Here is a 19,934-nt window from a genome sequence, read left to right as displayed (position 1 = left end):
GGTTCTGGCGCGGAGGATTCACGAACTATCAAGACGGCTCGTCGCGTAATCTATTTCTGGGAGGAAAACCCCATCTCCGGCCTGAGCGCCGGAGCTTGAAGACTGAATTCTCAAAAAACCTTGATTTCTCGCGATGTGGCATATACAATATGGGATATACATACAGGAGGCCACTATGCCCATCCCTGAAATCCAACCGCGACCTCGGGAGGTAAAACTCTTCCGGAATAACCGGAGTCAGGCAGTGCGTATCCCGGTGGAATTTGAGCTTCCGGGTGACCGCGTGCTTATCCGTCGGGACGGCGACAGGCTGGTTCTTGAGCCCGTCAAGGCGCCGTCAACGCTGAAAGAACTTCTCGCCGCGTGGAGTGAAGAGCCGCCGTTAGGCCTCGAGGACGACTTTCCCGACGTTCATGATGTCGCCGCCAGACCGGAAGATATCTTGTGAGCGCCTATCTTCTTGATACCAACATCATCAGCGATCTTGTGCGCAATCCATCCGGATCTACCGCGCGACGCATCGAACAAGTCGATCCAGGCGACCTCTGCACGAGCATCATCGTGGCGGCCGAACTGCGATACGGATGCGCCAAAAAGGGATCAGTAAAGCTGCTCAGCCGGGTAGAAAGCGTACTGGCGTTCGTCCCGGTACTGCCGTTCGATCTTCCCGCTGACGGTGAATACGGCGGCATCCGCGCCGAACTTGAGGCTGCGGGGCAGATAATCGGCATGAATGATTTGCTGATCGCGGCCCATGCATACACTCTCAAAGCAACCCTGGTGACGAACAACACCCGAGAGTTTGGCCGCATCCGAGGGCTGACGGTCGAGAACTGGCTGGAAGATTTGGCGTGACGGACAAGCAGACGACCTGGGATCGGTGATCGCCCAATAACGAAACGCGCAGCCCCCACCCTGTCCCGCAGGTGAAGCCCCCGGCCCTCCTTTCCGCTCGCCCGGAACGACCGGCTCACCCCGTGACGGCGCAGCTCCCGCCCGTTCATGGCGAAGGCTGAGTTCGCGCTCGCTCATCACGACCGGCGCACGAGATGCCATACGTCGCCTGAAGCCGCGCGCCTGCGGCGCATCCTGCGCGCAAACGCAGCTCCGAACTTCAGGCTCCACCGCCGGACTGTCTCATGCGACAAGACAATCCCGCGCTCGAGGACCATCTCCTCGATCAGGTGAAAGCTCGGCGGAAACCGGAAAGACAGCCACCCGGCATGTGCAATCAGCTCACGTGGAAAGCGGTGACGTTTGTAGCTGACAGGAAGAGCGCTCATGCAGGGCAGTCTAAGGCCCAACGTTAACGTGACAGCACCCCCGCTTCTTCCAATCGCATCCGCTACCCGGCGACATCCTGATCGCCGGGACTGACACTGGCGGCGCAACAGATCATGCGTTCGCGCTCTGCGCGATGCTGGGATTCCGGTTCTGCCGGCGCCTGCGGGATTTTCCTGACCGGCGTCTGACCGGTTTCAACTCATGCGGCCACCTATCTGGTACTCAGACCGCTGCTTGGCAAGCGAATAAATACAAACACGATCGGAGAGCCCTGGGGCGAGGTTCTCCGCCTTGTCGCCTCGTTGAAGGCAGGAAACGTTGCGCCATCGGCGATGCAGTTCGACACGTCAGTTGATCGGTGAGCCACCCGATCCTGCGCTGCTAGCGCACACTTCACTTGTCAGGTGGGAGCATATTGCGTTCTCCAGCGATTTTCTATGGGATCGCGCAGCTGAAACTTTACGCCGAAAGCCTGATAACAGATCAGGCACTTGATCAGCCTTAACGTTTTTTAGCGTCAAACCAGCGCTCTGCGCTCATCCACATCGTTAACGCTTCGGATTGGATTGGATCAGGGCCTTACAGCCTCTTAGAGAGCTTGACATTTCATCGAAACATATCGCAACGTAATATTGAAACTTAACGTAACAATTGAAGTGGGCGAGACGGCGAATATGGAAACTTTTGTTCCTGCACAGACCTTCGCATCTGAGGACGATTTGCTACTCTTCTCGGCCATGCCCTCTGAAAGCCTGACTGTTATCGGAACGCAGCCTGGAGGAGGCGGAGGTACAATCCCAGGCGGCGGCGGCGGGGTAGGTCCGACTACTGGCGGCAATGGAAAGGCCGATTATGGCAGATTGCAGATTTATCGCCAAATGCGCAAAATAAATTCCAAATGCAGGATGGGCAAAGTGAAGCGCTGCAGACGGGAGTAAAAAATGGCACTATAGCACCTCCTGCCGGCGCCACGACCGTTAACAACGCAACAGGGGCTTGCAGTGTTTCCACTGGTCCTAATCAGCTTTCTTTTTCACTTCATCTTCCAGGAAACGCTGTGTCGGCTGGAGGTTGCATAGGATTTTCGAATGAGATCGCGGGTAGGATACTCGGCGATATAGAGACCGCAGCAAATCGAATAATGGGAGACTTTGAAAGAGCATTCGATAAAATTATGGGAGGTAATCAAAATAAATCGAATGATTCTATGAAATTTATTGCAGGCACCTCGTCAGCGGCGCAATCGACGATGATGTCGTCTGATCTAACGAGCGACCAGCTCCTACAAATTTCACAAGATTTTCTAAACGAAGTCGCTAGCGATATAGCTAGTAACTACGATGGCACGCCCATTGTGGGGAGTTATCAGCAAGCGGCGTTACAAAATAATTATATAGCCTCCGTACCTGTTGCTCTGGATAATCATAAAGTTAACATACCCGGAGCGTCGTTGGCAGGAGGAAATGATACTACAGGGGGCATTTCCAAGTAAATCTGCAACTTATATAATCGTTGATTGATGACAGTAATATTCCTTACCTTAGGGATCCTATAATCTGTGCTCTCTCTATGTTTGATTACTACGTATTTTTCACTATGCAATTTTTTCTGCCTCAACATATATAGAGAGCACAGGGCGGATTTTGTAAAATTATTTGCCTATGCATTATTTGGTCTTATTGTAATCGCTTCATTTAAGGTGTATTTTTATATAGCGCATTATATTTCACTTACTGATAATGTTTATATATTGGGTTTTCGTGAGGAATCATTAAAGTTTTTGTTTTCAATAGTCGGATTCAAACTCCTTAAAGAACAGAACTTGCTTCGCTCATCTGTCTGTGTTTCAGCTGCATTTTCTGGGTGGGAAACTTACGGGTGGTGCAGACTATTACCCGATCGCGATAATTTTACAATTTGGGTAAGGCAAGTGTTGGCAATGCCCAGCCACATTGAGTTCTCTTCGATAATAGCATTAACATTTCTCCTTACAAATAAAAATAGATATCTCATGACATGCGTTGCTCTAATCGCAATGTCATTCACTCACTCTATAGTAGATGCTTATATTCAGAATACAAATCCGTTAATTATATCTATTTTCTATTTCGTTATATTCTTGGTGTTTATATTAATGAAAAGGAAATATTTAGAAAAACATGAACCAACAAGTCTTAATTTTTTCTTTATAGCTCCATCGCTACTGTGGTTTTTTTTATTGATATGCGTAATATCGACAAAGATTTTTATTATCACTCCGATTTTCAGTGATGTTATTTGGGAGTGTTTGTTCACTTTCAACCTAAATACCGTCATAATTGTCAGTTGCTATATCGCGTGTCTTAGATCTCTTTTTCGAGCGAGGAGTTCGGTAGTGTTGGGGGACTAGCTGTCAATTTCTCCGACGTTTATCTGTCTGTGGATAAGAACGCCTTTCAAAACCCTTGTAGTATTTGACTGAATGCGGGATGAGTCTGTATGTTCGTGCCTATTGTCTCCTATGAACTCTGGGCGACTATTGAATCGCTTCTTCCTGTCATTCTCCACGTCTCAAAGGCGGACTCCCCGTCTTTCTGACCAGTCGGCATTGACGGGGGTGCTGTTCGTTCACATCTCGGAAAGTATCTCTGGGTCGTCGAACGCACATTCACCTGGATCTCACGTTTCCGACGCTCACCGTCCGCTACGAACGAAGGGCCGACATCCATCTAGTATTCAGCACGATCGCATGCTCACTCAATATGCTTCCGGCCACTCAAAACATGGATTTGAAAGTCGCTCTAAAGTGATGCTCGATCAGGGGGATCCAAGTCGCGTGGCAAATCCCTTAGGCATCAAACCCACGAAAGCCGCAGAAGATAGGTTTACAATCCCCCTGAGTTCACTGTGAGAGTTGACTTTATTAATATTGATCTCGATAATTGGCACCATGAAGAGGTTTTTATGTTATGTCTTTTTCCTTAATAGTCGTTGCTGTTTCTCGCCCAGAGTATGTGGAAACCATAGAAAAGACAATGGCGATTGCTGCGCGATATTTGTCTGAAATCATAATAGTTCATGACAATAATGATATATTTACTGCATTTAAGGACAAAATACGATCCGAATCCTTAAATGTACTAGGAATTTACTCAGGAGACAAGCAGTTCAATAAATCATTTTTTATAAATATAGCAGCAAGTTATGCCAGAAAGGATGTTCTTTTATTTTGCGACTCTGACGTTTATCTGACAGATTTTGATTTTGAGTTCGTCGCGAACAACGTAGTGAAGAAGAATTTTTTTACGCTCGAAATCGTATCCGAAAGCGTTATTCCTGAAAACTTTGTCCCGTACGGAAATCTACATAGGATAGATCACGGTATAAAAATATGTTGCTCGAATGGAATTGAGGTTTATACCACTATATCTTCATCATTTCCTCAGATACGCGCGCGGGGCGCTCCAGGTATATTTTCCATCTTGAAAGAAAATTTTACTGCTGTTGGCGGATATAATTCCGCATTAGAAGGATGGGGCTGGGAGGATATTGATTTTATATTGAGATCGCAATTAACGCTGGGACTGAGACGATTGTGTCATGGGCGCGGAATTCATCTCACACACGGCGACGCACAAAGGAATATCCTAGCAAAAAATAAATTTGAAGATCAGTATAGGAATAGATCGAAATCATTAAACAATATATCAAATGATGTATTCATAGGGACAATGGAAACCGACTTTAATTCATTTACAAGATGATGGCAATGCGTTTTATACAATATGAGCCGCTTTCCTGTATAGAACCAACTCAAATTAATGAATTATTACCTTTTTTTTGATGAATTTTCTGATAATTTCAATTACATTGCAAAAAACAAGAAAAAAGAGAATATCTTGTGGTATAACACTCGCCCCATAGATGGTGATTGTTTGGTCGATTCCTACAAGTTGCACCACAGGCTGTCGAATAAAATAATGAATTACTATGACTCGATGCCGGGTATAAAATCCGGAACTGAGTCAATTTTTGATTGTCCGAAATTGGATATTTATAACCTGTTTCCTGATAATAGATCGTTCGTGGCATATCTTATTAACCTTCACAGCCATATTTTTCGATCACCATCTAAGTTTCGAAATTTTCCAGTTAGAACATCTGGGCATATTTCACACGAAACAATATTCTACCCAAACTTTAATGTGATAGATTTGGAAATTGAAAATATACGATCTCGTATAAACTCCTATGCTAGAGTTAATCCTTATTTTTCGGCAATGTACGCTTACTGTTCGTTGGTTACCTTGCATCCTTTTGGGGATGGGAATGGACGGGTAGGAAGAATATTGTTTAATAATATTATACAAAACGCGACCTATAGCGACGCTTACTTCCCTGTTTACGAACTTTCCTATATTTCAAAACGGGGTATGACTTTAAACCTAAGGGAAGCTCGGTATTTCGGGAGGTGGTATCCAATCATAAAGTGGTTTGCCACTGCCTCCGCTCAACTTCGTATTACTCTAGATTCTTGATTACCAGTAAATTCGCAGGTCATATCGTCCTTTTCGGAAAAAATTTCTCATACTTGTAAGAATCCTGTTCTGAACGCCCTCTGCCCGTTTTTCCGTTCGCACTGGACTGGCTGTTCACCATGGGGCGGCGTGGCTCCCGCCCATTCGCGGCGCAGGCTGAGTTCTCGCTCGCTCATCACAACCGGCGCACGCTCCATGATCTGGCGCAGTTCATTATCGAGCCTCGCGATAAGACCGCCATGCTCTTTTTGCAATTGCCGTCCGCGGACCGCAATCCGGTTCTCCTGACCTGGATCGCGGCCGTCCCGGCGCGCCTGCTCAATTTTCCGGCCGACGTCGATTAACTCACGCACCCGCTTATCCCGATCCTGTCTTTTTCGGTGTGGCAGGTCCATTCCCAAAGCCTTGTAGGGCTTGTGCGCCATTTTGCGCGCGACATAATTCCATAAATCGTCGCTGGTGATGGGCGTCTGATCTCCCAGCGCCCGGCCGTTGCGCACAGCTTCGAAGGTGGCTCCGTCCGCGATCATCGTCCAGGTCGAACCCCGTGCGCGACTCTCGGCGACATAGGACGTGAAGCCTGTCGCCAGATCGACGCCCCGAGGCATGGCGTTGATATGTTCGTCAGACGTTATGCCTTGCGCGGCGTCGACCGTCATGGCGTGACCAAATCCAAGCATGACGCGGTTGGACCGTCCGTCAGACAGACGTCGCCATTGCACGTCGGCTTCCCGACCGTCCCGCAGACGCAGACGCACCCCATCATCAGTCGTGGCCACAACCTCGCATATATCGCCGTTGTTTCCCGCCCATGTGGATTGACCGTCAACGGTCCCCCAAACCCGCTTGTAGAGACGAACACGATCACCTGCGGCGAGAGCCAGGTCGTATTCCTCGCCGCGCTGGTCGACCGCCTTCACGATACGCTCATCTCGTGAGACGTCCCCGCGTTCCTGAAGGAGTTTTCTTACGGCCAAACTCAGGTCAGCCGCATCGCGATTGGTCAGGACCGACATGCTGACGGTTTTATATGATCCGTCCTGCTTCGGGCCTTCCGCTCTCAGGGCGTCCCGTCGATCGAGATAGTGGCGTGCGATCGTCTCCAGCACATTTGCATGGTCTCCGGTAACGAGACTTATGGTTCCGTCTTCCCGCTTCATCGCGATGGCCTTCTTCACCTCATCCGTGTGAAAGCGGTTGCGAAGATCGTCGTCACGCTCTGCATCCGTCTCCGCGGCCTTCGCTTTCCCTTTCGTCGCCCAGGCGTCCAGATCGTCCGGACCGGGCTCTTCGCCGCGGAACAGTCCCGCGATCGTCCGGTCCCGCTGCCGCCTCTGCCTGACCGCCGACAGAAGCTCAGCGCTATCTGTATCATTGAGAACGCGGTCTATGATCTCAAGCGCGTCGCCGGCCTCGATCGACTGCGCCTGCTCACGGTCGCCCATCAGCCTCAGGGTGAGACCCGTATCGCGCTGCATCTCCAATAACCTGAGCATCTGGCGAGGCGCCACCTGCCCTACCTCGTCGACAACGATGACGGTGTTGCGGTCCAGCACGAGATCGCCCCGGTCAGCGCGATCAAGAAATGGCGAAAGCGCGTAGGTCTCTTCAATACCCGCACCCTCCAGTTCATGCGCCTGACGCCAGGCGTTCGCAACGCCGATCACCCGGCGTCCCTCTGCCCCCGCGCGTTCATCATGGCGCCACGCGTCAACCAGCGGCCTGAGAAGCGTCGTCTTCCCGGACCCGGCCACGCCGGTCAGCTTGGCGATCGCGCCGCCCTGCCCCAGGGTGTAGACCGCCTCACGCTGCGCCAGACCGTGCGCGGATTCAAAATCCAGACCGGATCGCTCAATGGCTCTGTCGATCGCTTCCCTACCGAGAGCCCCGCGCCGATCCTCGGCCGCCCGAGCCACATGGACAGTCAGATCCTCCTCGATGCGGATTTGTTCGGTATGCGTCACCCTTTCATGGTCGCCATTCATGGAGATCACGAGCTGCACTTTCTGCCCGCGCACTTCAATTCCGCGCTCCTCGGTGAGTGCGACGACGTCGTCGATATCCTTGATGCCGCCTTCAATCCCCGTCGCGATCAGGCCTCGTGCGGCGTACATGCGCAGCTTGTGATGGTCGATCACCGCAGCGGTCTTGAACTCTTCCTCCAGATGGCGCGCGACGAAACGCCATGCCTCGTCGAGCCGACCATGACGATCGAGGCCCGGATCGATCTCAGGTCCGATCAGGCTCTGGTCGACCCAGCCCAGCTCGTCGGCCTGTCGTTTCCAGATCTCCCGGTCATCGGCGCCCTGATCCTTGCCCAGCCGTGCGGCCAGACCCGCCATCGAGAGGATTTTCTGCTTCCCCTCGATCGACATCTCGTCCCAGTCCAGTCCCTGATCCGTCGCATAAGCCTGAGCGGCCTTGAGAACATTACGCCGACCCTTGCTGAAGAAATCCGAGATTGGTTGCGGCACGGCGCTGACGATCGTGGCCTGTTCATTTGCGTCGTATTGCTGCTCGATCCCGAGGCTGCGCAGCTCCTGAGCCAGCACGGCCTGAAAATACGCCCCGAATTCATGAACGCGCGAGCGCAACTGTTTCGTGTCGAGGGAGCCGACATGACCGTCCTCGGTCACGACCATGTTGAACAGGGTATTATGAATATGAGCGTGCGGATCTCCGCCGACCGGCGTGTCGATCAGGTAGGTCACGTCGGTTTCCGGGTCTTTCGCCTCGACGGTCGGGCGCGCCGTCGTGTGGCGGTAGGACACCCAGGCCACCTCCCCTTCCTCGGCGCCGTCCTTTCCGCCTCGCCCCCGTCTGGCCTGTCCCAGTTCGCGGGCGACGTAACGCATGGTGGCGTCGTTCGCCGTATCAATCGCATGCCAGATGGCCGCACGCTCGGCCTCGGTCGTGGCGAATTCGGCGGCCAGCGTCACGGACTTGTGGGGAGCCAGCGTGAGATCATACGCGCTGATCTTGCGACCATGCGCTGACCAGGCTTCGCCATTATCGGCGCGCTTCGCCTCATACAGGTTGGCAAGCTGTTCATTGGTCGGTGGACTGAACCGGTCGATGCCCAGGACGTCCGCCGCCCGGGCGCTCAGGTCCGGACGCCAGGCGGCGCGGCCGTCACGACCCGTGTAGTAGCTGGTCAGGCGGGCGCCGTCTCCATCGGGCGCCTTCGTGGGATCGAGACGGAAATCGATCTCGGGGTCAGGTATGTCCTGAGTGTAATAGGCCGTCACCAACCGCCCCTTACAGGCGGCCGAGATCTTCCGGAACGTCATCATGCTCCGTCAGCCCCCGCCCCGTCTGGCGTCTCTCGGGACCGAGGTTCGCGGCCTTCCAGAATATCGAGCGAAACCCCCGTCGTATGGTCGATACGACGCAGAACGGGGCGCTGATCGGCGATCAGGGTCACCACGCGCGCCAGCAGCTCGTCCAGAGTGGGGCCGTCTTTCTCTACTGGCGTGAGAAGCTCCAGAATCATCGTCTGGCGCGCGGCGAGGCCGCGAAGGGCTTCCTTCACGGCGTCAAACTGCTCGTCGATATGCGCCCGCCACTCGGCTTCAGTGAGTTGTGGAGTGTCGCTCATACTGTCCTGCCCTGCGTTTCAAGTGTCTCAACACAGGTTCGGATGCCGTCATGCGACGAGAAAGGGCGAGCGGAGAAGGAAGGGGCGACTAGGGGCGCGGAGCGTAGCCTCTGGCCAGTTTCTGGCGGCTCAGTCGGGCGAGTTGGTTGGCGTACACCTCCAGCTCAAAGTGGTCATGCCGGACCTCCTTGTGCGGCAGCCTCGTCAGGCGACAACACGGCGATACCGAATGGCAGGAAATGCTTCGTGTTGCGGGTGACGATGACGAGTTCATGCGCTGCGGCGGTCCCGGCAATCACGGCGTCAGCCATGCCGGGGTCATGGCCGGCTGCGAGCGCCTTCGCTTCCAGCCGCCCGCCGATTGCGGCGGCCTGCGCATCGAAACCAACGATCTTGTCATCGTATGTGGAGACAAGGCCGCTGAGCCATGCTTTCAGGCTCGCGGCCTTCGCCGTTGCCCCCTTGTGGTCGAGGAGCGCGATTCCCTTCTCGATCTCATGGATGGAGACGACCGACAGAAATAGCCGTCCATCGGCGTCCATGCGATCCAGCCAAGTGAGGAAGTCTGCGGGTGCTTCCGACCTCGACGGCGCCAGCAAGGAGACGACGTTGGTGTCGAGCAGGAAGCCGCTCAAAGCTCGACATCCCGCGATGGTTTGCGGTTGCGCGGGAACTCTCCGCCTGGGAACGTCCTGAGATAGCTGACAAGGCCCGGCCGTTTGCGAACGAGCGCTTTGCGCGCGATCTCCGCCGCCTCGACCGAAACCAAGGCTGCAACGGGCTTGCCATGGCGGGTGATGGTCACGATCTCTCCTTTGACGGCTTCATCAACGAGGCTGGAAAATCCAGCCTTGGCGTCTCTGAGGTTGATGGTCAGCATGTCGCGCCTCCATATGTAGCCATACGTGACTACATTTACCTGTTGATAGGGCGAATTTCAACGCTGATTTTTATACCCGGAGACTTCAACCCACTGGTTCGAACAGCTCATATTATTCCGATGCCGTTGGCGGGCAGGTGCGACTAGGGGCGCGGAGCGTAGCCTCTGGCCAGTTTCTGGCGGCTCAGTCGGGCGAGTTGGTTGGCGGCCGCCCCGGCGTCGACGAACAGGTCAAGACGCAACCGGCCCTGGGTCCCGATCCGGCCCCAGCGCCGCATGAGCGCGGCGCCGCCAAACAGGTCCGGCTGGACCGTCAGTTCATAGTAACGCCACGCGTTGCTGGCGGGATCGATGCGAACCAGCGACGCGGAAGTCGGGAACAGGGCAAGTTGCATAAAAGACCCTCCCACCATGGAGGGCCAGTCTATCAGGTTGCGGGATCGAGTACGAGCCCTTACGCGCCCGAAAGAGCCTCCTTGACGCCTTTCGACGGGGTGTAGGCCAGCTTGCGGCCTGCAGGAATGGTAATTTCCTCGCCGGTCTGGGGATTGCGACCCGTGCGCTCGGGCCTCGAGCGCACGACGAACTTGCCGAAGCCCGTAATACTGGTTTCCTCGCCCTTGGCGGCGGCCTCCCTTATCGCGGCAAAAACAGCCTCAAGGGCCGTCTTCGCGTCCTTTTTGGAGATGTCCGCCGCAGCCGAAATTCGTTCGATCAGATCGTTGTTCGTCATTGTCTTCCAACTTTTTGTTTTTGCCGTCAGCACGTTAATGCCCGCCACGACGGAGCGACAAGAGTCCACAGCCCTTGCCGCCCCGGAAAACACCGACCCTACGCCTATTGCATTGGCCCTTCCGGGAACGCAGACGATACCGGCTCGAAGTAGGGGCCTGTGCCCAGTTTGTCATCGAGCAGGTTCATGACGGTAGACAAACGGCACATATACTGGCGCATCTGATCAGACCGCCGAATATCCCCATTCAGAGCGAACCAGCTGATTTGCACAAGCTTCACCAGATGAATCAGTTCCAGCATGTCCAGATCATAGGACCACGGGCGTTTTGCTTCGCTTAAAGCTTTTTCGACCGAGAATTTGCCGTTCACGCGGGTCACAAGGTGTCGGGTTGACTGGTAGATGTCGTCCTCTTTCAGCTGCCTCAGAAGGCGCAGATCGGCCTCGCTGATCTCGGGTCTGGGCGCGCTGTTGGCCTGCGCCTCTGCGCCCGACCGGTATTCCCCCGTGCGCCGGATCTGCGGCAGAACTTCTTCCGTCACCCAGCGGCGGAACCGCTTGGCTACAGGCTTTGTGGCTATGAACGTCAGGTGGTAGGCGCCGCTTTCGTTAACGACGTACGATTCCTGAGGACCGCCCGCTGTCTGCAACAGCACAAGCATGCACTCGTCATCATCTAGACGGGTAACCGCATTTCTGTGACGGCTGATGCCCAATACGTCGCAAATTTCTTTTGCCAGCACCCAGCGCTTGCCCTCGATTAATACCGCTCCCAGTCCGTGTTCCTCAAAACGCAGACTATCAGCCGTAACGACCAACGGTACCTTGTGTTGCTGGCGTTTCCGCTGCGCGCTCTCGCTGTTCATTGATCTGAGCCTCTATCCAGTTGTTCGATAGCGTCAGCATCGTCGCCCATCATGCGACGGAAAACTGATTTCACTCAAAAAAAATCAAACGAATTCGGAGCCAAAGGGAGCCACGATTCTGGCTCCCTTTCCCGCGTGCCCGCCCCTGGCGGCGGAGCCGCCCGCACTGAGGGTGCAATGGTGTATGAGAGCCCAGATTTCAGGTGGCACAGATGTGGCACGGAACGGTCACGGTTCTGGCACGGACATGGGGCGTCAGGTGGCACGGAAATGGCCCGGACGTGGGTCTGGATGTGGCACATTTCTTCACATGCTGGTTTTTGGTCGCATGTGTTCCGCCCATCCTCGCCCGGTCAGCAAGCCTGAAGGGAGTTCCCATGACATTCGCCAGCCTGAAAGAGCGGCTCAGGTCCCAGCCCCGCAAACGAAAGGTCGGGGAGTTGTATCGATGGCTCTACAGGAACCACACCGAACTCGAGGCTGAGCGACTACCCGGCGAGATGTGGTTGCCCTACGTTGAAATCGCGATCGAACACGGGGTCCAGATTGGAACCGACAAGCGGTCCATTCAGCGTGTGCGCAAAACATGGCGGATGGTCTGTCTGGCAAAAGCCAAACGCTCACGGGAGGAGGAGCAGGCTGACCGAACCCGGATCGAGCGCAAGGAAATGAGCGCAACCCGCCCTGTGGCTCCAAGCCGCCTGCCTGAGGACTGGAAACCGGAATTCGTCGAGCCACCGGCAGTCTCAGAAGCCCAACCTGCCCGGACCGCCCATCAAAACACCGCCCTGACCGTCCGGTCGGCCTCCCCACCATCAGGCTCATTGCCCAAAACGATGGAGGACAAGATCGAGAAGGCCCGCTTCACTCTCGGGCAAGCGAAGTTTGACCTGACCATCGCCCAGCAGAAGATCCAGAAGAACCGCAAGTCCGGCGCACGTGAATATGCGGAGGAAGGCGAGGCTTCTCTTCCGGGGCTCCGCGTGATCATCAGTGAACGAAGAGCCATCCTGGACCGCCTTCTCGCGGGGGAGGACGTCCCTGACGACGAACTGGTCTTCCTGTCTCCCAAGGAGCGAGAGCGCGCAGAGGAGTGAATATCAGGACAGTCTTCACCCTGCTTTTTTTTACAGAAAGCTATCTGGTCGCATCATGAGCCGATGAAATCCCCCTGAACGGCATTTCCATACACGGGAACGCCGCACCATGCAGGGAGCATCTCAATGAACGCCATCAAACCAGCCGCGACGGACGCCAAACCCGCAAGGTCCATCCGCTCCAAGCCGCCAGTCCTCCTGACCGCAGTCGGCAGACAGCGGACAGGCAAGACCGTTTTCCTGAACGCTCTGGCCGAAACCGTTATGCGCCAGGGCGGAGAGGTCGAGATCTGGAACACCGACCACCTCAACGTCTCGCATTCCATTTCCCATTTCCATCGCACGGCGAAGAAACCGAATACCGGCAACCTGAAAGAGCAGACTGTCTGGCTTGAACAGCAGATCGAGGGGATGGTCAGGCGGCAGAAGGACGTGATTCTCGACATCGGCGGCGGCTGGACCGCCTTCCATGAAATCATCAACAGCACGCCTTTGGTGCCGCAGCTTGAGAAGTTCGGGATCAAGGTGGTGGTGGTCTATATGCTCGGCACGGAACTAGCTGACGCCGACTACCTTCAGGATCTTCAGGAAAAGCGACGCTTCCTGCCAGGAAACAGCATCGTCGTGCTGAATCGCGGGCTTCTGCCCCTCGGATACAACAGCGACAGCCATTTTGATAAAATCCGGCAGACAAAAGCCGTGATGAACGCTGCGGCCGACGCAACCGACGATAACGGCGGCGTCTATCTCATGCCCGAACTGGACGGCATGGATGAGATCACGGACCGGCGGCTGTCCTACGCTGACTTCTGTGATGACAAGCAGACGGAAGGGCACTCGCCATCCGGCCTGTTCGACCGGATGCGGGCTGAGGTCTGGTTCTATCAGGCGTTTCCGGAGTTTCTGGCGCAGATCAATCCCGATCTTCTCCCCGACATGCCTCTGGGTCCGCCGAAGCCCAGAGAACTGGTGTAAACGTGAGCCAACCTGCCCGCAAAGCCCCGGTTGAGGCGACGCCGACGCATGACCAGGCGATCGAGGAGCTGAAGCGGGCTCTTCAACACTTCACGGCGCGCCCCGACTCACCGAACGGGCGTTTCTTTCTGGCGATTATCGCTGTGCTGGAGGCACAGAACCGTGCGCTGGACAGGATGCCACGGACGTTGAACGACACGCTGCTGATGCTGCAGGCGGAGCGACGCAGCATCGAACATGCCCTTGGCGACGGCGTCGACGCTGCGCGCACGCTGAACTCGATCAACGAGAAGATGGTCGAAAGGCGTGTTCTGGATGTGGTCTCCAGGGTGTTCGGAGCGCTGGAGCCTGAGGTCGGGCGTCGGGCCAAGTTGATTGCTGACCGTTATCAGTGGCGTTCGACCGGCCTGATCGTCTTCTGGGCGGCGATGCTCATTCTGGTTGGCTTCGTGCTTGGACGCCTCCCATGACCGGATGTGGCCATTTTGGACACACTCAAACACCGGGCCTCATTTTTTTGAATCTCGTCGCATCATGACCGGCCAGACTTGGGCATCGCCACTTCAGGAGGAACCCGTGAGACCGAGAAACCATGCTCCCCGTCGCTCGTGGAAAGCGGTGCAGCTGCTCGGATGCTGCTTCGTGATCTACCCGGCGGCGGCCCAGACGGTCAATGTGCCCGCTGGCCTGCCGCCCACTGTCAACGCAACCTATCAGGAAATCGGCATGGGCGACTGGACGCCGCCCACCTCGTCGACGACGCAACAGATTAGCGGCAGCGGATCCGTCGTATCGACCACGACCAGTTCCGGAAGCGGGACTGACGCCCTGCAATCGATGTATTCGCAGTCATGGGGATACGCCGCTGCACAGAACGCGAGCGCGCTCGGGGTGAATCCTGACGCTCTTGCGGCGACCTGCGTTGTGGAGTCTGGTTGCCAGAACGTGAACACCGCTGGCGGTGGCAACACGATCACCGGGGCTTTCCAGATGTCGAACGGGACGTACAGCGAGGAACTTCAGAAAGCCCTGGCCTCTAATCCAAGCCTTGCGTCGAGCATCACCGACACGGGGACGTCAGGGCAACAGGACCCGGCCACGCAGGCTGTCGCTGCGGCTCAATATCTCAAAGACGCCGCAACATCGCTCCAGAGCGCGGGAATCAGCAACCCGACTGCGCTTGATGCGCGTGGTTATTATAATTTTGGGCCTTCCAATGGCGCAAAAATTGCTCAGGCGGATGACGATACCCCAATGGCAGGGCTTCTGCCCAATATGTCAGCTACATCTCTAGCTAATAACGGGATCACGGCTGGCGAGACCGTTGGCCAGTGGCGTGCTAGTGTCTCGGCCAAAATGGGGTCTTCAGCTTCAGCTCCAATACTATCAGCCTGAGGAAATATAATGCGTCATTATAGAAAAGCGGCTTCTATATTAGGAAGCCTGACCTTCGGACTGTTTTCACAGGCATCCTACGCAATGCCGAAGAAACCCCTGCCCCAATTTCACTGCATGATGCTGAATCAAACCGAAGATGAGATGCGCGATGCATCACAGACGATCTACTATCGATCAGCTCCTAATGATTCCGCATCAACGAATGGCCCTGCGGAAAGCGTAATCGCGGTGTCTGATTCGGCGAAGGAAACAAACGGTTATATCCCCGCAGTAAACTTTCTGAACAAACAGGTGTGGATCAAAGCTTCTGCAATTCGGCGATATGTTGCCGTAAGCGATCCCGCCCTTCGGTGCCAGCCTGCCATTCGCGCGGATGGTAAGCTTGGGTTCATTTTCAGCCACTGAGGTTATTCTATGGGCCTATACCTGACGCAGGCGGCTTTATTGTTTGTAGCTGCTGGCATGGCGATCAGCGGCGTCATTGGCTGCTGGAAGTTGCTTGTGGAAGGCGCCGTAATGGCCGAGGACGGAAATGCGAGCGGAGCCGCATTTCCTTTTTGGCGGATCGCGGCGGTCTTCGTGATTTCTGTCTGTGGCGTCGCGGTCGCGCTTTATGGGGCGTTCTCGCTAGAATCCTGACAGGGAGCCGGCAGGGGGCGCGGCGTGTCGCTATCGAGGCTGGCCGCCCATTGGCGCACGACGTCTTGATCAACGACGCGTCCCGCGTCGATATCGGCCAGCGCGTGGCGTGTGGCCCGGTTCTTCTCCTCCTCGCGGGCGAGGTAGGCGCCGACAGCCTGCTGATCCTGTTTCGCATCCGTGCGCCCCTGCCCTGCGGCGATGGGATCGGCTGTTCGCAGACGCGGGCAGGGCCGGTCCAAATAAGCTTTTTCGAGATCGAGGAGCCATGAGGATATGTCCGGGGGCAATGAGGACGTACCGTCGATAGCGCGGCGAAGCTGCGTGCGGTGGACGTGGCATCGCTCGGCTGCGAGGCGTTCTGACCAGCCGAGAACCATGAGGCAGCGATAGAGCCTGCTTCCGGAAAGGCGCGGCGCCGGGCCTGCGGGAGAAGAAGGGTTGCCGTTCATCGTGCAGCTATGCCGCAACGCTTGCGTTAGCGGCGCGCAGCTCACGGGTGAGGCGGAAGACGGCGTCGGCCTGCCATGCCGGAACTTGCCCGTGGACGGGGATGCGTGCGACTTCAGCGTAGACCAGACCGGCAATTTCATCGTCTGACGCGACGCCACGCCCGATCTTGTCGAGAACGATGGCCCTGAAGGCGTTCTGTCGGAGCGTATCGAGCCACACTGCCCGGTTTGGATACTGGACGGCGAAGCTGTCGCAGAACGCCTTGATAAGCGCGGCCCGGTGGAATGGCTGATTCCTGACCGCCTCGGCGAGACGGGGATCGAACGGCTCGACCAGCTCGCACAAAACGGCTTCGAGCGCGGGATGCACGGGGGGAGTCATTACGCGGTCCTTTGTCTGAAGGAGTGTATCCGGTCGAGGACGCGAGCGTCGCGGGCGGCGATCAATTCCAGCCTCTCCCGCTCTTCTTCCGCTGCGAGTTCTTTCTGAAACTGCGCTTCAAGCGCGATGATGTCGTCATGCCGCGCGTCATCGCACCACGACCCGTCGTCATCGTCACATCCGGCCGGACAGCAGCCCCATTCGATGCCGTGCGAGCAACAGCCGGGAAACCTGACCTGGTCGCACGGTGCGACGTAATCGCCCTGCGAGGTCGCCATAGCGACCAATTGCGCCGCCTCTTCGGGCGCTAACTTCGCCGCCCGCCGGTCGATTTCACTGGTGAATTTCTGAACATAGAGTTCGTATGAGCAGCCATTGCCCTGCGAGGCGGCGCTTCTGGCTTCTTCAAGAAGAGTGTTGAACAAGGTCTGCATGGGATCGCTCTCCGGCCTCTCTGGTCGGGACATCATCCCGACCATTCGTTAAACTCCGTGCCTTCAAAAAGGGACTTCGTCATCGAGATCGGAATGACCGCCCGGTGCGCGTGAGGTTGAGCCGCCCTGCCCGCCTTCCTCGTTGTGGCGGGTGTCGAGGATTGTCAGCTCGCCGCCGAAGCGAGGAAGCACGATTTCGGTGGTGTAGTTGTCCTTGCCGTCCTGCCCGGTCCATTTGCGGGTCTGCAACGTGCCTTCGATGTAAACCTTGCGGCCCTTGCTCAGGAAGCGTTCGGCCACATCCCCGAGGCGGTCATTGAAAATGACGATGCGGTGCCATTCGGTGCGCTCCTGACGCTCGCCTGACTGACGATCGTTCCAGGTCTCGCTGGTCGCGAGTGAGAAGCTGACGATCTTCTGACCGCCCTGAGAGTGACGGACTTCGGGGTCTTTGCCGAGGTTACCGACGAGGATGACTTTGTTAACAGATCCAGCCATAACACTATTCCTTCACAGCTATTATGTAATTGACACCGTTTTTACTGGCGGTTTCTGTGTCCGGTCTTCCCGTCCACAAGTAAAGAGTAGTACGACCGCCCAATCAATGCAAGCACAAAATGCAAAAAACGCAAAATAAATCATGTGTTTTTACGATTGATCACAAGAACAGAAACAGTTTTTCTTTCCGTATGCCCATTATTTACTTACACAACGCATGGTATTCGCATGGTGTGAAAGGATGGCGGCGAGCCTAAGCACGAAAGTGGCGAGACCCCGCAGGGGGCTCGACTGAGCTTGGCGGCTATGCCGCCTAGCGAGGCTGAGCGAGCGAACCCCGCAGGGGCGCCCCGGACACTGGCGCTACTGGAGCGGGAGAAGATCTGCTCGAAGGAAGCGAGACAGAAGACACTGTCCAAAGAGAAGAGGGGCGGACGGCGGATGAGCAGGAGGGGGAAGGCGTTGCGAAGGGGTGTTTTCCACACTTCACGGCGCACACCTCGTGTAAGACCGTATGTCCACCATGCGTTTTGAGTTGCTCACTGCGTGGCAAGGAGAGTGAGCTGTTCTGCCCGGGTAGGCCGGGGAGTACTCGGTCGCACGGGAGGCGCACATGGAACGGCAAGGACAAGTATTTGTTGGTATCGACGTCGCGAAGAAGCGCAATGCGTTTGCGGTAGCGGAGGACGGTCGAGAGGGCCAGATCCGGTATCTCGGCGAGATCGACAGTACGCCGGAGGCAACAGTCAAACTGATCCGCAAGCTGGAAGATCGCTACGAGACGATCCATTTTTGCTACGAGGCCGGGCCTACGGGATATGGCCTTTACCGCCAAGTTCGATCACTTGGGCACGATTGTATGGTGGTAGCCCCGTCGTTGATCCCGCGACGTGCGAGCGACCGGGTTAAAACGAATAGACGCGATGCGGAGGGGCTGGCGCGGCTGCTTCGATCCGGTGAACTGACATCCGTCTGGGTGCCGGACGAAACACATGAATCCATCCGGGATCTCGTGCGAACCAAGGGCATCGCGAGTGAAGATTATCGACGCAAGCGGCAGCACGTCTCCTCATTTTTGCTCCGCCATGGCAGGTCCTATCCTGGAACGGCGACTTGGGGCGGCCGCCATCTGCGTTGGCTCGACGGTCAAAGTTTTGCCCATCCCGCCCAAAGATTGGCGTTTCAGGAATTGCTTGGCGCTGTGCGAGCGGCTGCTGAGCGTATCGGCAGAATTGAAGCTGCACTTGTGGAGTTTGTGCCGCAATGGACAATGGCTCCGGTGGTAGCCGCCCTGCAGTCGCTACGAGGGATCGCATTTGCGACAGCTACAACACTTGTGGCGGAAGCTGGCGATTTGCGTCGCTTCGATCATCCCCGGCATCTCATGGCCTTTCTCGGCCTCGTGCCATCAGAGCGTTCGACTGGTGAAGCGCGTCGACAGGGCGGCATCACCAAAACAGGAAATGTCCGAGCCCGAACAGCTCTCGTCGAGGCGGCATGGACCTATCGACACTCGGCCGACCTCGGAGCAGCGCATCAGCGTCGTCAACTCGCTGTGCCAGAAGCGATACGGGGTATCGCCTGGAAAGCCCAGGCCCGGCTTTGCGCGCGCTACAGACGGCTTATAGCGAAGGGGAAGCGAGCCACCGTCGTAACAACGGCGATTGCTCGTGAACTGGTAGGGTTCCTCTGGGACATCGCGCGCCATGTAGACCCGATGCCGACGCCTGGGGCCGTCAACTGAGAGAATATTGGCTAACCTAGTTCAAGGAGACCGAATTACCTGACTCCGGCGATGTGCAGGGCTGGAGGCGAGACCACGGTGGGGAATTTCCGACGGACGCTTGGAGGCCGGCCAAGAGCCGATGCCCGACGTAAGACCGGACATAGCCCCGGACGAAGACCGGACAGGCGGTATCCAATCCGCGCATCAGAGATGGTCAACCGACGTTCAGCGGACTCGCCTCCAGCCTTACACGTCTACATCGAGCAACAACTCCAAACATGGAGCGATTTGGCTCGTCCATACCCCTTGAAAGTGGACATCAGAGCGTCCGGACCCGACACGCTGACAGGCATGGTCGCGAGGTATCCCATAAGCCAGATCGGTGAGTTGCTGCCAGTCAGGTGAAGGGGGATAGCTGCCGGTCTCGGTTCGGTTGGCTCTCCCACAAAAATCTC

Annotated in this window: 23 protein-coding genes and 3 pseudogenes; 14 read left to right on the top strand and 12 right to left on the bottom strand. The window is 56.0% G+C overall.

What is annotated here, in order from left to right; all coding sequences use genetic code 11:
* The first annotated feature begins 175 nt into the window (after positions 1-175).
* Positions 176-448 (top strand): antitoxin, encoded by a 273-nt coding sequence (locus J2D73_RS11085; protein ID WP_207881606.1) that lies wholly within the window; start codon positions 176-178, stop codon positions 446-448.
* Positions 445-855: a type II toxin-antitoxin system VapC family toxin gene (locus J2D73_RS11080; protein ID WP_207881605.1), complete on the top strand. Its 411-nt coding sequence runs from the start codon at positions 445-447 to the stop codon at positions 853-855. Before J2D73_RS11085 ends, J2D73_RS11080 begins: the two co-directional genes overlap by 4 nt.
* Positions 856-1,046: 191 nt before the next feature.
* Here the strand turns inward: J2D73_RS11080 and J2D73_RS11075 are convergent.
* Positions 1,047-1,247: pseudogene (locus J2D73_RS11075) on the bottom strand (IS6 family transposase); the annotation flags it as partial.
* A 128-nt stretch (positions 1,248-1,375) separates the two neighbouring features.
* Between J2D73_RS11075 and J2D73_RS20805 the strand changes: the two are divergent.
* The 5 genes and pseudogenes from J2D73_RS20805 to J2D73_RS21260 form a co-directional block, all read left to right on the top strand.
* Positions 1,376-1,619, top strand: a pseudogene (locus J2D73_RS20805) (Tn3 family transposase); the annotation flags it as partial.
* Between the two features lie 563 nt (positions 1,620-2,182).
* Positions 2,183-2,776 carry a hypothetical protein gene (locus J2D73_RS11060; RefSeq protein WP_207881603.1) on the top strand — a complete coding sequence of 198 codons (594 nt, stop codon included), beginning with the start codon at positions 2,183-2,185 and terminating at the stop codon, positions 2,774-2,776.
* A 1,121-nt stretch (positions 2,777-3,897) separates the two neighbouring features.
* A pseudogene (locus J2D73_RS20800) lies at positions 3,898-4,073 on the top strand (transposase); the annotation flags it as partial.
* A 159-nt stretch (positions 4,074-4,232) separates the two neighbouring features.
* The gene (locus J2D73_RS11055; RefSeq protein ID WP_207881602.1) at positions 4,233-5,027 is read left to right on the top strand and encodes a glycosyltransferase family 2 protein; all 795 of its coding nucleotides are present in this window, start codon (positions 4,233-4,235) and stop codon (positions 5,025-5,027) included.
* Positions 5,028-5,084: 57 nt separating this feature from the next.
* Positions 5,085-5,801 carry a Fic family protein gene (locus J2D73_RS21260; protein ID WP_207881601.1) on the top strand — a complete coding sequence of 239 codons (717 nt, stop codon included), beginning with the start codon at positions 5,085-5,087 and terminating at the stop codon, positions 5,799-5,801.
* 47 nt (positions 5,802-5,848) lie between these two features.
* On the opposite strand, the gene mobF is transcribed toward J2D73_RS21260, so the two are convergent.
* The 7 genes from mobF to J2D73_RS11015 all read right to left on the bottom strand — a co-directional run bounded on the left by mobF (position 5,849) and on the right by J2D73_RS11015 (position 11,878).
* Positions 5,849-9,094: a MobF family relaxase gene (mobF, locus tag J2D73_RS11045; protein WP_207881600.1), complete on the bottom strand. Its 3,246-nt coding sequence runs from the start codon at positions 9,092-9,094 to the stop codon at positions 5,849-5,851.
* On the bottom strand, positions 9,091-9,399 hold the full coding sequence (locus tag J2D73_RS11040; RefSeq protein ID WP_207881599.1) for a hypothetical protein: 309 nt from the start codon (positions 9,397-9,399) through the stop codon (positions 9,091-9,093). The genes mobF and J2D73_RS11040 overlap by 4 nt, the downstream gene beginning before the upstream one ends.
* A 173-nt stretch (positions 9,400-9,572) precedes the next feature.
* On the bottom strand, positions 9,573-10,034 hold the full coding sequence (locus tag J2D73_RS11035; RefSeq protein ID WP_207881598.1) for a type II toxin-antitoxin system VapC family toxin: 462 nt from the start codon (positions 10,032-10,034) through the stop codon (positions 9,573-9,575).
* Positions 10,031-10,279 (bottom strand): type II toxin-antitoxin system Phd/YefM family antitoxin, encoded by a 249-nt coding sequence (locus J2D73_RS11030; RefSeq protein WP_207881597.1) that lies wholly within the window; start codon positions 10,277-10,279, stop codon positions 10,031-10,033. The genes J2D73_RS11035 and J2D73_RS11030 overlap by 4 nt, the downstream gene beginning before the upstream one ends.
* Before the next feature lie 143 nt (positions 10,280-10,422).
* Entirely contained in the window at positions 10,423-10,674 is a 252-nt protein-coding gene (locus J2D73_RS11025) for a WGR domain-containing protein (RefSeq protein WP_341535073.1), read from the bottom strand.
* Between the two features lie 59 nt (positions 10,675-10,733).
* Positions 10,734-11,045, bottom strand: coding sequence for an HU family DNA-binding protein (locus J2D73_RS11020; protein ID WP_456304359.1), 312 nt, complete (start codon positions 11,043-11,045; stop codon positions 10,734-10,736).
* 71 nt (positions 11,046-11,116) lie between these two features.
* Positions 11,117-11,878 (bottom strand): BRO-N domain-containing protein, encoded by a 762-nt coding sequence (locus tag J2D73_RS11015; RefSeq protein WP_207881594.1) that lies wholly within the window; start codon positions 11,876-11,878, stop codon positions 11,117-11,119.
* Between the two features lie 377 nt (positions 11,879-12,255).
* On the opposite strand from J2D73_RS11015, the gene J2D73_RS11010 reads away from it, so the two are divergent.
* The 6 genes from J2D73_RS11010 to J2D73_RS10985 all read left to right on the top strand — a co-directional run bounded on the left by J2D73_RS11010 (position 12,256) and on the right by J2D73_RS10985 (position 15,987).
* The gene (locus tag J2D73_RS11010) at positions 12,256-12,975 is read left to right on the top strand and encodes a hypothetical protein (RefSeq protein ID WP_207881593.1); all 720 of its coding nucleotides are present in this window, start codon (positions 12,256-12,258) and stop codon (positions 12,973-12,975) included.
* A 126-nt stretch (positions 12,976-13,101) separates the two neighbouring features.
* Positions 13,102-13,950: a hypothetical protein gene (locus J2D73_RS11005; protein ID WP_207881592.1), complete on the top strand. Its 849-nt coding sequence runs from the start codon at positions 13,102-13,104 to the stop codon at positions 13,948-13,950.
* A 2-nt stretch (positions 13,951-13,952) separates the two neighbouring features.
* Positions 13,953-14,420: a hypothetical protein gene (locus tag J2D73_RS11000; protein ID WP_207881591.1), complete on the top strand. Its 468-nt coding sequence runs from the start codon at positions 13,953-13,955 to the stop codon at positions 14,418-14,420.
* 106 nt (positions 14,421-14,526) lie between these two features.
* On the top strand, positions 14,527-15,345 hold the full coding sequence (locus J2D73_RS10995) for a hypothetical protein (RefSeq protein ID WP_408736838.1): 819 nt from the start codon (positions 14,527-14,529) through the stop codon (positions 15,343-15,345).
* A gap of 9 nt (positions 15,346-15,354) precedes the next feature.
* Entirely contained in the window at positions 15,355-15,753 is a 399-nt protein-coding gene (locus J2D73_RS10990; RefSeq protein WP_207881590.1) for a hypothetical protein, read from the top strand.
* Positions 15,754-15,762: 9 nt separating this feature from the next.
* The gene (locus J2D73_RS10985) at positions 15,763-15,987 is read left to right on the top strand and encodes a hypothetical protein (RefSeq protein ID WP_207881589.1); all 225 of its coding nucleotides are present in this window, start codon (positions 15,763-15,765) and stop codon (positions 15,985-15,987) included.
* Here J2D73_RS10985 and J2D73_RS10980 read toward each other — a convergent pair.
* Genes J2D73_RS10980 through ssb form a run of 4 tightly spaced genes read right to left on the bottom strand, consistent with a single transcriptional unit; the run spans position 15,960 to position 17,753 of the window.
* Positions 15,960-16,439 (bottom strand): CopG family ribbon-helix-helix protein, encoded by a 480-nt coding sequence (locus J2D73_RS10980; RefSeq protein WP_207881627.1) that lies wholly within the window; start codon positions 16,437-16,439, stop codon positions 15,960-15,962. The genes J2D73_RS10985 and J2D73_RS10980 overlap by 28 nt on opposite strands.
* A gap of 7 nt (positions 16,440-16,446) precedes the next feature.
* Positions 16,447-16,821 (bottom strand): hypothetical protein, encoded by a 375-nt coding sequence (locus tag J2D73_RS10975; protein ID WP_207881588.1) that lies wholly within the window; start codon positions 16,819-16,821, stop codon positions 16,447-16,449.
* Entirely contained in the window at positions 16,821-17,300 is a 480-nt protein-coding gene (locus J2D73_RS10970) for a plasmid protein (RefSeq protein WP_243429856.1), read from the bottom strand. Before J2D73_RS10970 ends, J2D73_RS10975 begins: the two co-directional genes overlap by 1 nt.
* 18 nt (positions 17,301-17,318) lie before the next feature.
* Positions 17,319-17,753 carry a single-stranded DNA-binding protein gene (ssb, locus tag J2D73_RS10965; RefSeq protein WP_207881587.1) on the bottom strand — a complete coding sequence of 145 codons (435 nt, stop codon included), beginning with the start codon at positions 17,751-17,753 and terminating at the stop codon, positions 17,319-17,321.
* 613 nt (positions 17,754-18,366) lie between these two features.
* Here ssb and J2D73_RS10960 point away from each other — a divergent pair.
* Complete coding sequence (locus J2D73_RS10960; protein ID WP_207881586.1) at positions 18,367-19,497, top strand: IS110 family RNA-guided transposase; 1,131 nt, start codon at positions 18,367-18,369, stop codon at positions 19,495-19,497.
* Positions 19,498-19,934: the final 437 nt, after the last annotated feature.

Source organism: Acetobacter sacchari (assembly GCF_017377715.1).
GTDB lineage: Bacteria > Pseudomonadota > Alphaproteobacteria > Acetobacterales > Acetobacteraceae > Acetobacter > Acetobacter sacchari.
Note: the sequence above shows the minus strand (reverse complement) of the source record. Positions and strands in the feature narration are given on the sequence as shown.

What these genes read in the sequence shown, in the direction of transcription:
- J2D73_RS11085 (WP_207881606.1), top strand. Translation starts at nt 176, where the DNA reads ATGCCCATCCCTGAAATCCAACCGCGACCTCGGGAGGTAAAACTCTTC.
- J2D73_RS11060 (WP_207881603.1), top strand. Translation starts at nt 2,183, where the DNA reads ATGCAGGATGGGCAAAGTGAAGCGCTGCAGACGGGAGTAAAAAATGGC.
- J2D73_RS11055 (WP_207881602.1), top strand. Translation starts at nt 4,233, where the DNA reads ATGTCTTTTTCCTTAATAGTCGTTGCTGTTTCTCGCCCAGAGTATGTG.
- J2D73_RS21260 (WP_207881601.1), top strand. Translation starts at nt 5,085, where the DNA reads ATGAATTATTACCTTTTTTTTGATGAATTTTCTGATAATTTCAATTAC.
- mobF (WP_207881600.1), bottom strand. Translation starts at nt 9,094, where the DNA reads ATGATGACGTTCCGGAAGATCTCGGCCGCCTGTAAGGGGCGGTTGGTG.
- J2D73_RS11040 (WP_207881599.1), bottom strand. Translation starts at nt 9,399, where the DNA reads ATGAGCGACACTCCACAACTCACTGAAGCCGAGTGGCGGGCGCATATC.
- J2D73_RS11030 (WP_207881597.1), bottom strand. Translation starts at nt 10,279, where the DNA reads ATGCTGACCATCAACCTCAGAGACGCCAAGGCTGGATTTTCCAGCCTC.
- J2D73_RS11025 (WP_341535073.1), bottom strand. Translation starts at nt 10,674, where the DNA reads ATGCAACTTGCCCTGTTCCCGACTTCCGCGTCGCTGGTTCGCATCGAT.
- J2D73_RS11015 (WP_207881594.1), bottom strand. Translation starts at nt 11,878, where the DNA reads ATGAACAGCGAGAGCGCGCAGCGGAAACGCCAGCAACACAAGGTACCG.
- J2D73_RS11010 (WP_207881593.1), top strand. Translation starts at nt 12,256, where the DNA reads ATGACATTCGCCAGCCTGAAAGAGCGGCTCAGGTCCCAGCCCCGCAAA.
- J2D73_RS11005 (WP_207881592.1), top strand. Translation starts at nt 13,102, where the DNA reads ATGAACGCCATCAAACCAGCCGCGACGGACGCCAAACCCGCAAGGTCC.
- J2D73_RS10990 (WP_207881590.1), top strand. Translation starts at nt 15,355, where the DNA reads ATGCGTCATTATAGAAAAGCGGCTTCTATATTAGGAAGCCTGACCTTC.
- J2D73_RS10985 (WP_207881589.1), top strand. Translation starts at nt 15,763, where the DNA reads ATGGGCCTATACCTGACGCAGGCGGCTTTATTGTTTGTAGCTGCTGGC.
- J2D73_RS10980 (WP_207881627.1), bottom strand. Translation starts at nt 16,439, where the DNA reads ATGAACGGCAACCCTTCTTCTCCCGCAGGCCCGGCGCCGCGCCTTTCC.
- J2D73_RS10975 (WP_207881588.1), bottom strand. Translation starts at nt 16,821, where the DNA reads ATGACTCCCCCCGTGCATCCCGCGCTCGAAGCCGTTTTGTGCGAGCTG.
- J2D73_RS10970 (WP_243429856.1), bottom strand. Translation starts at nt 17,300, where the DNA reads ATGGTCGGGATGATGTCCCGACCAGAGAGGCCGGAGAGCGATCCCATG.
- ssb (WP_207881587.1), bottom strand. Translation starts at nt 17,753, where the DNA reads ATGGCTGGATCTGTTAACAAAGTCATCCTCGTCGGTAACCTCGGCAAA.
- J2D73_RS10960 (WP_207881586.1), top strand. Translation starts at nt 18,367, where the DNA reads ATGGAACGGCAAGGACAAGTATTTGTTGGTATCGACGTCGCGAAGAAG.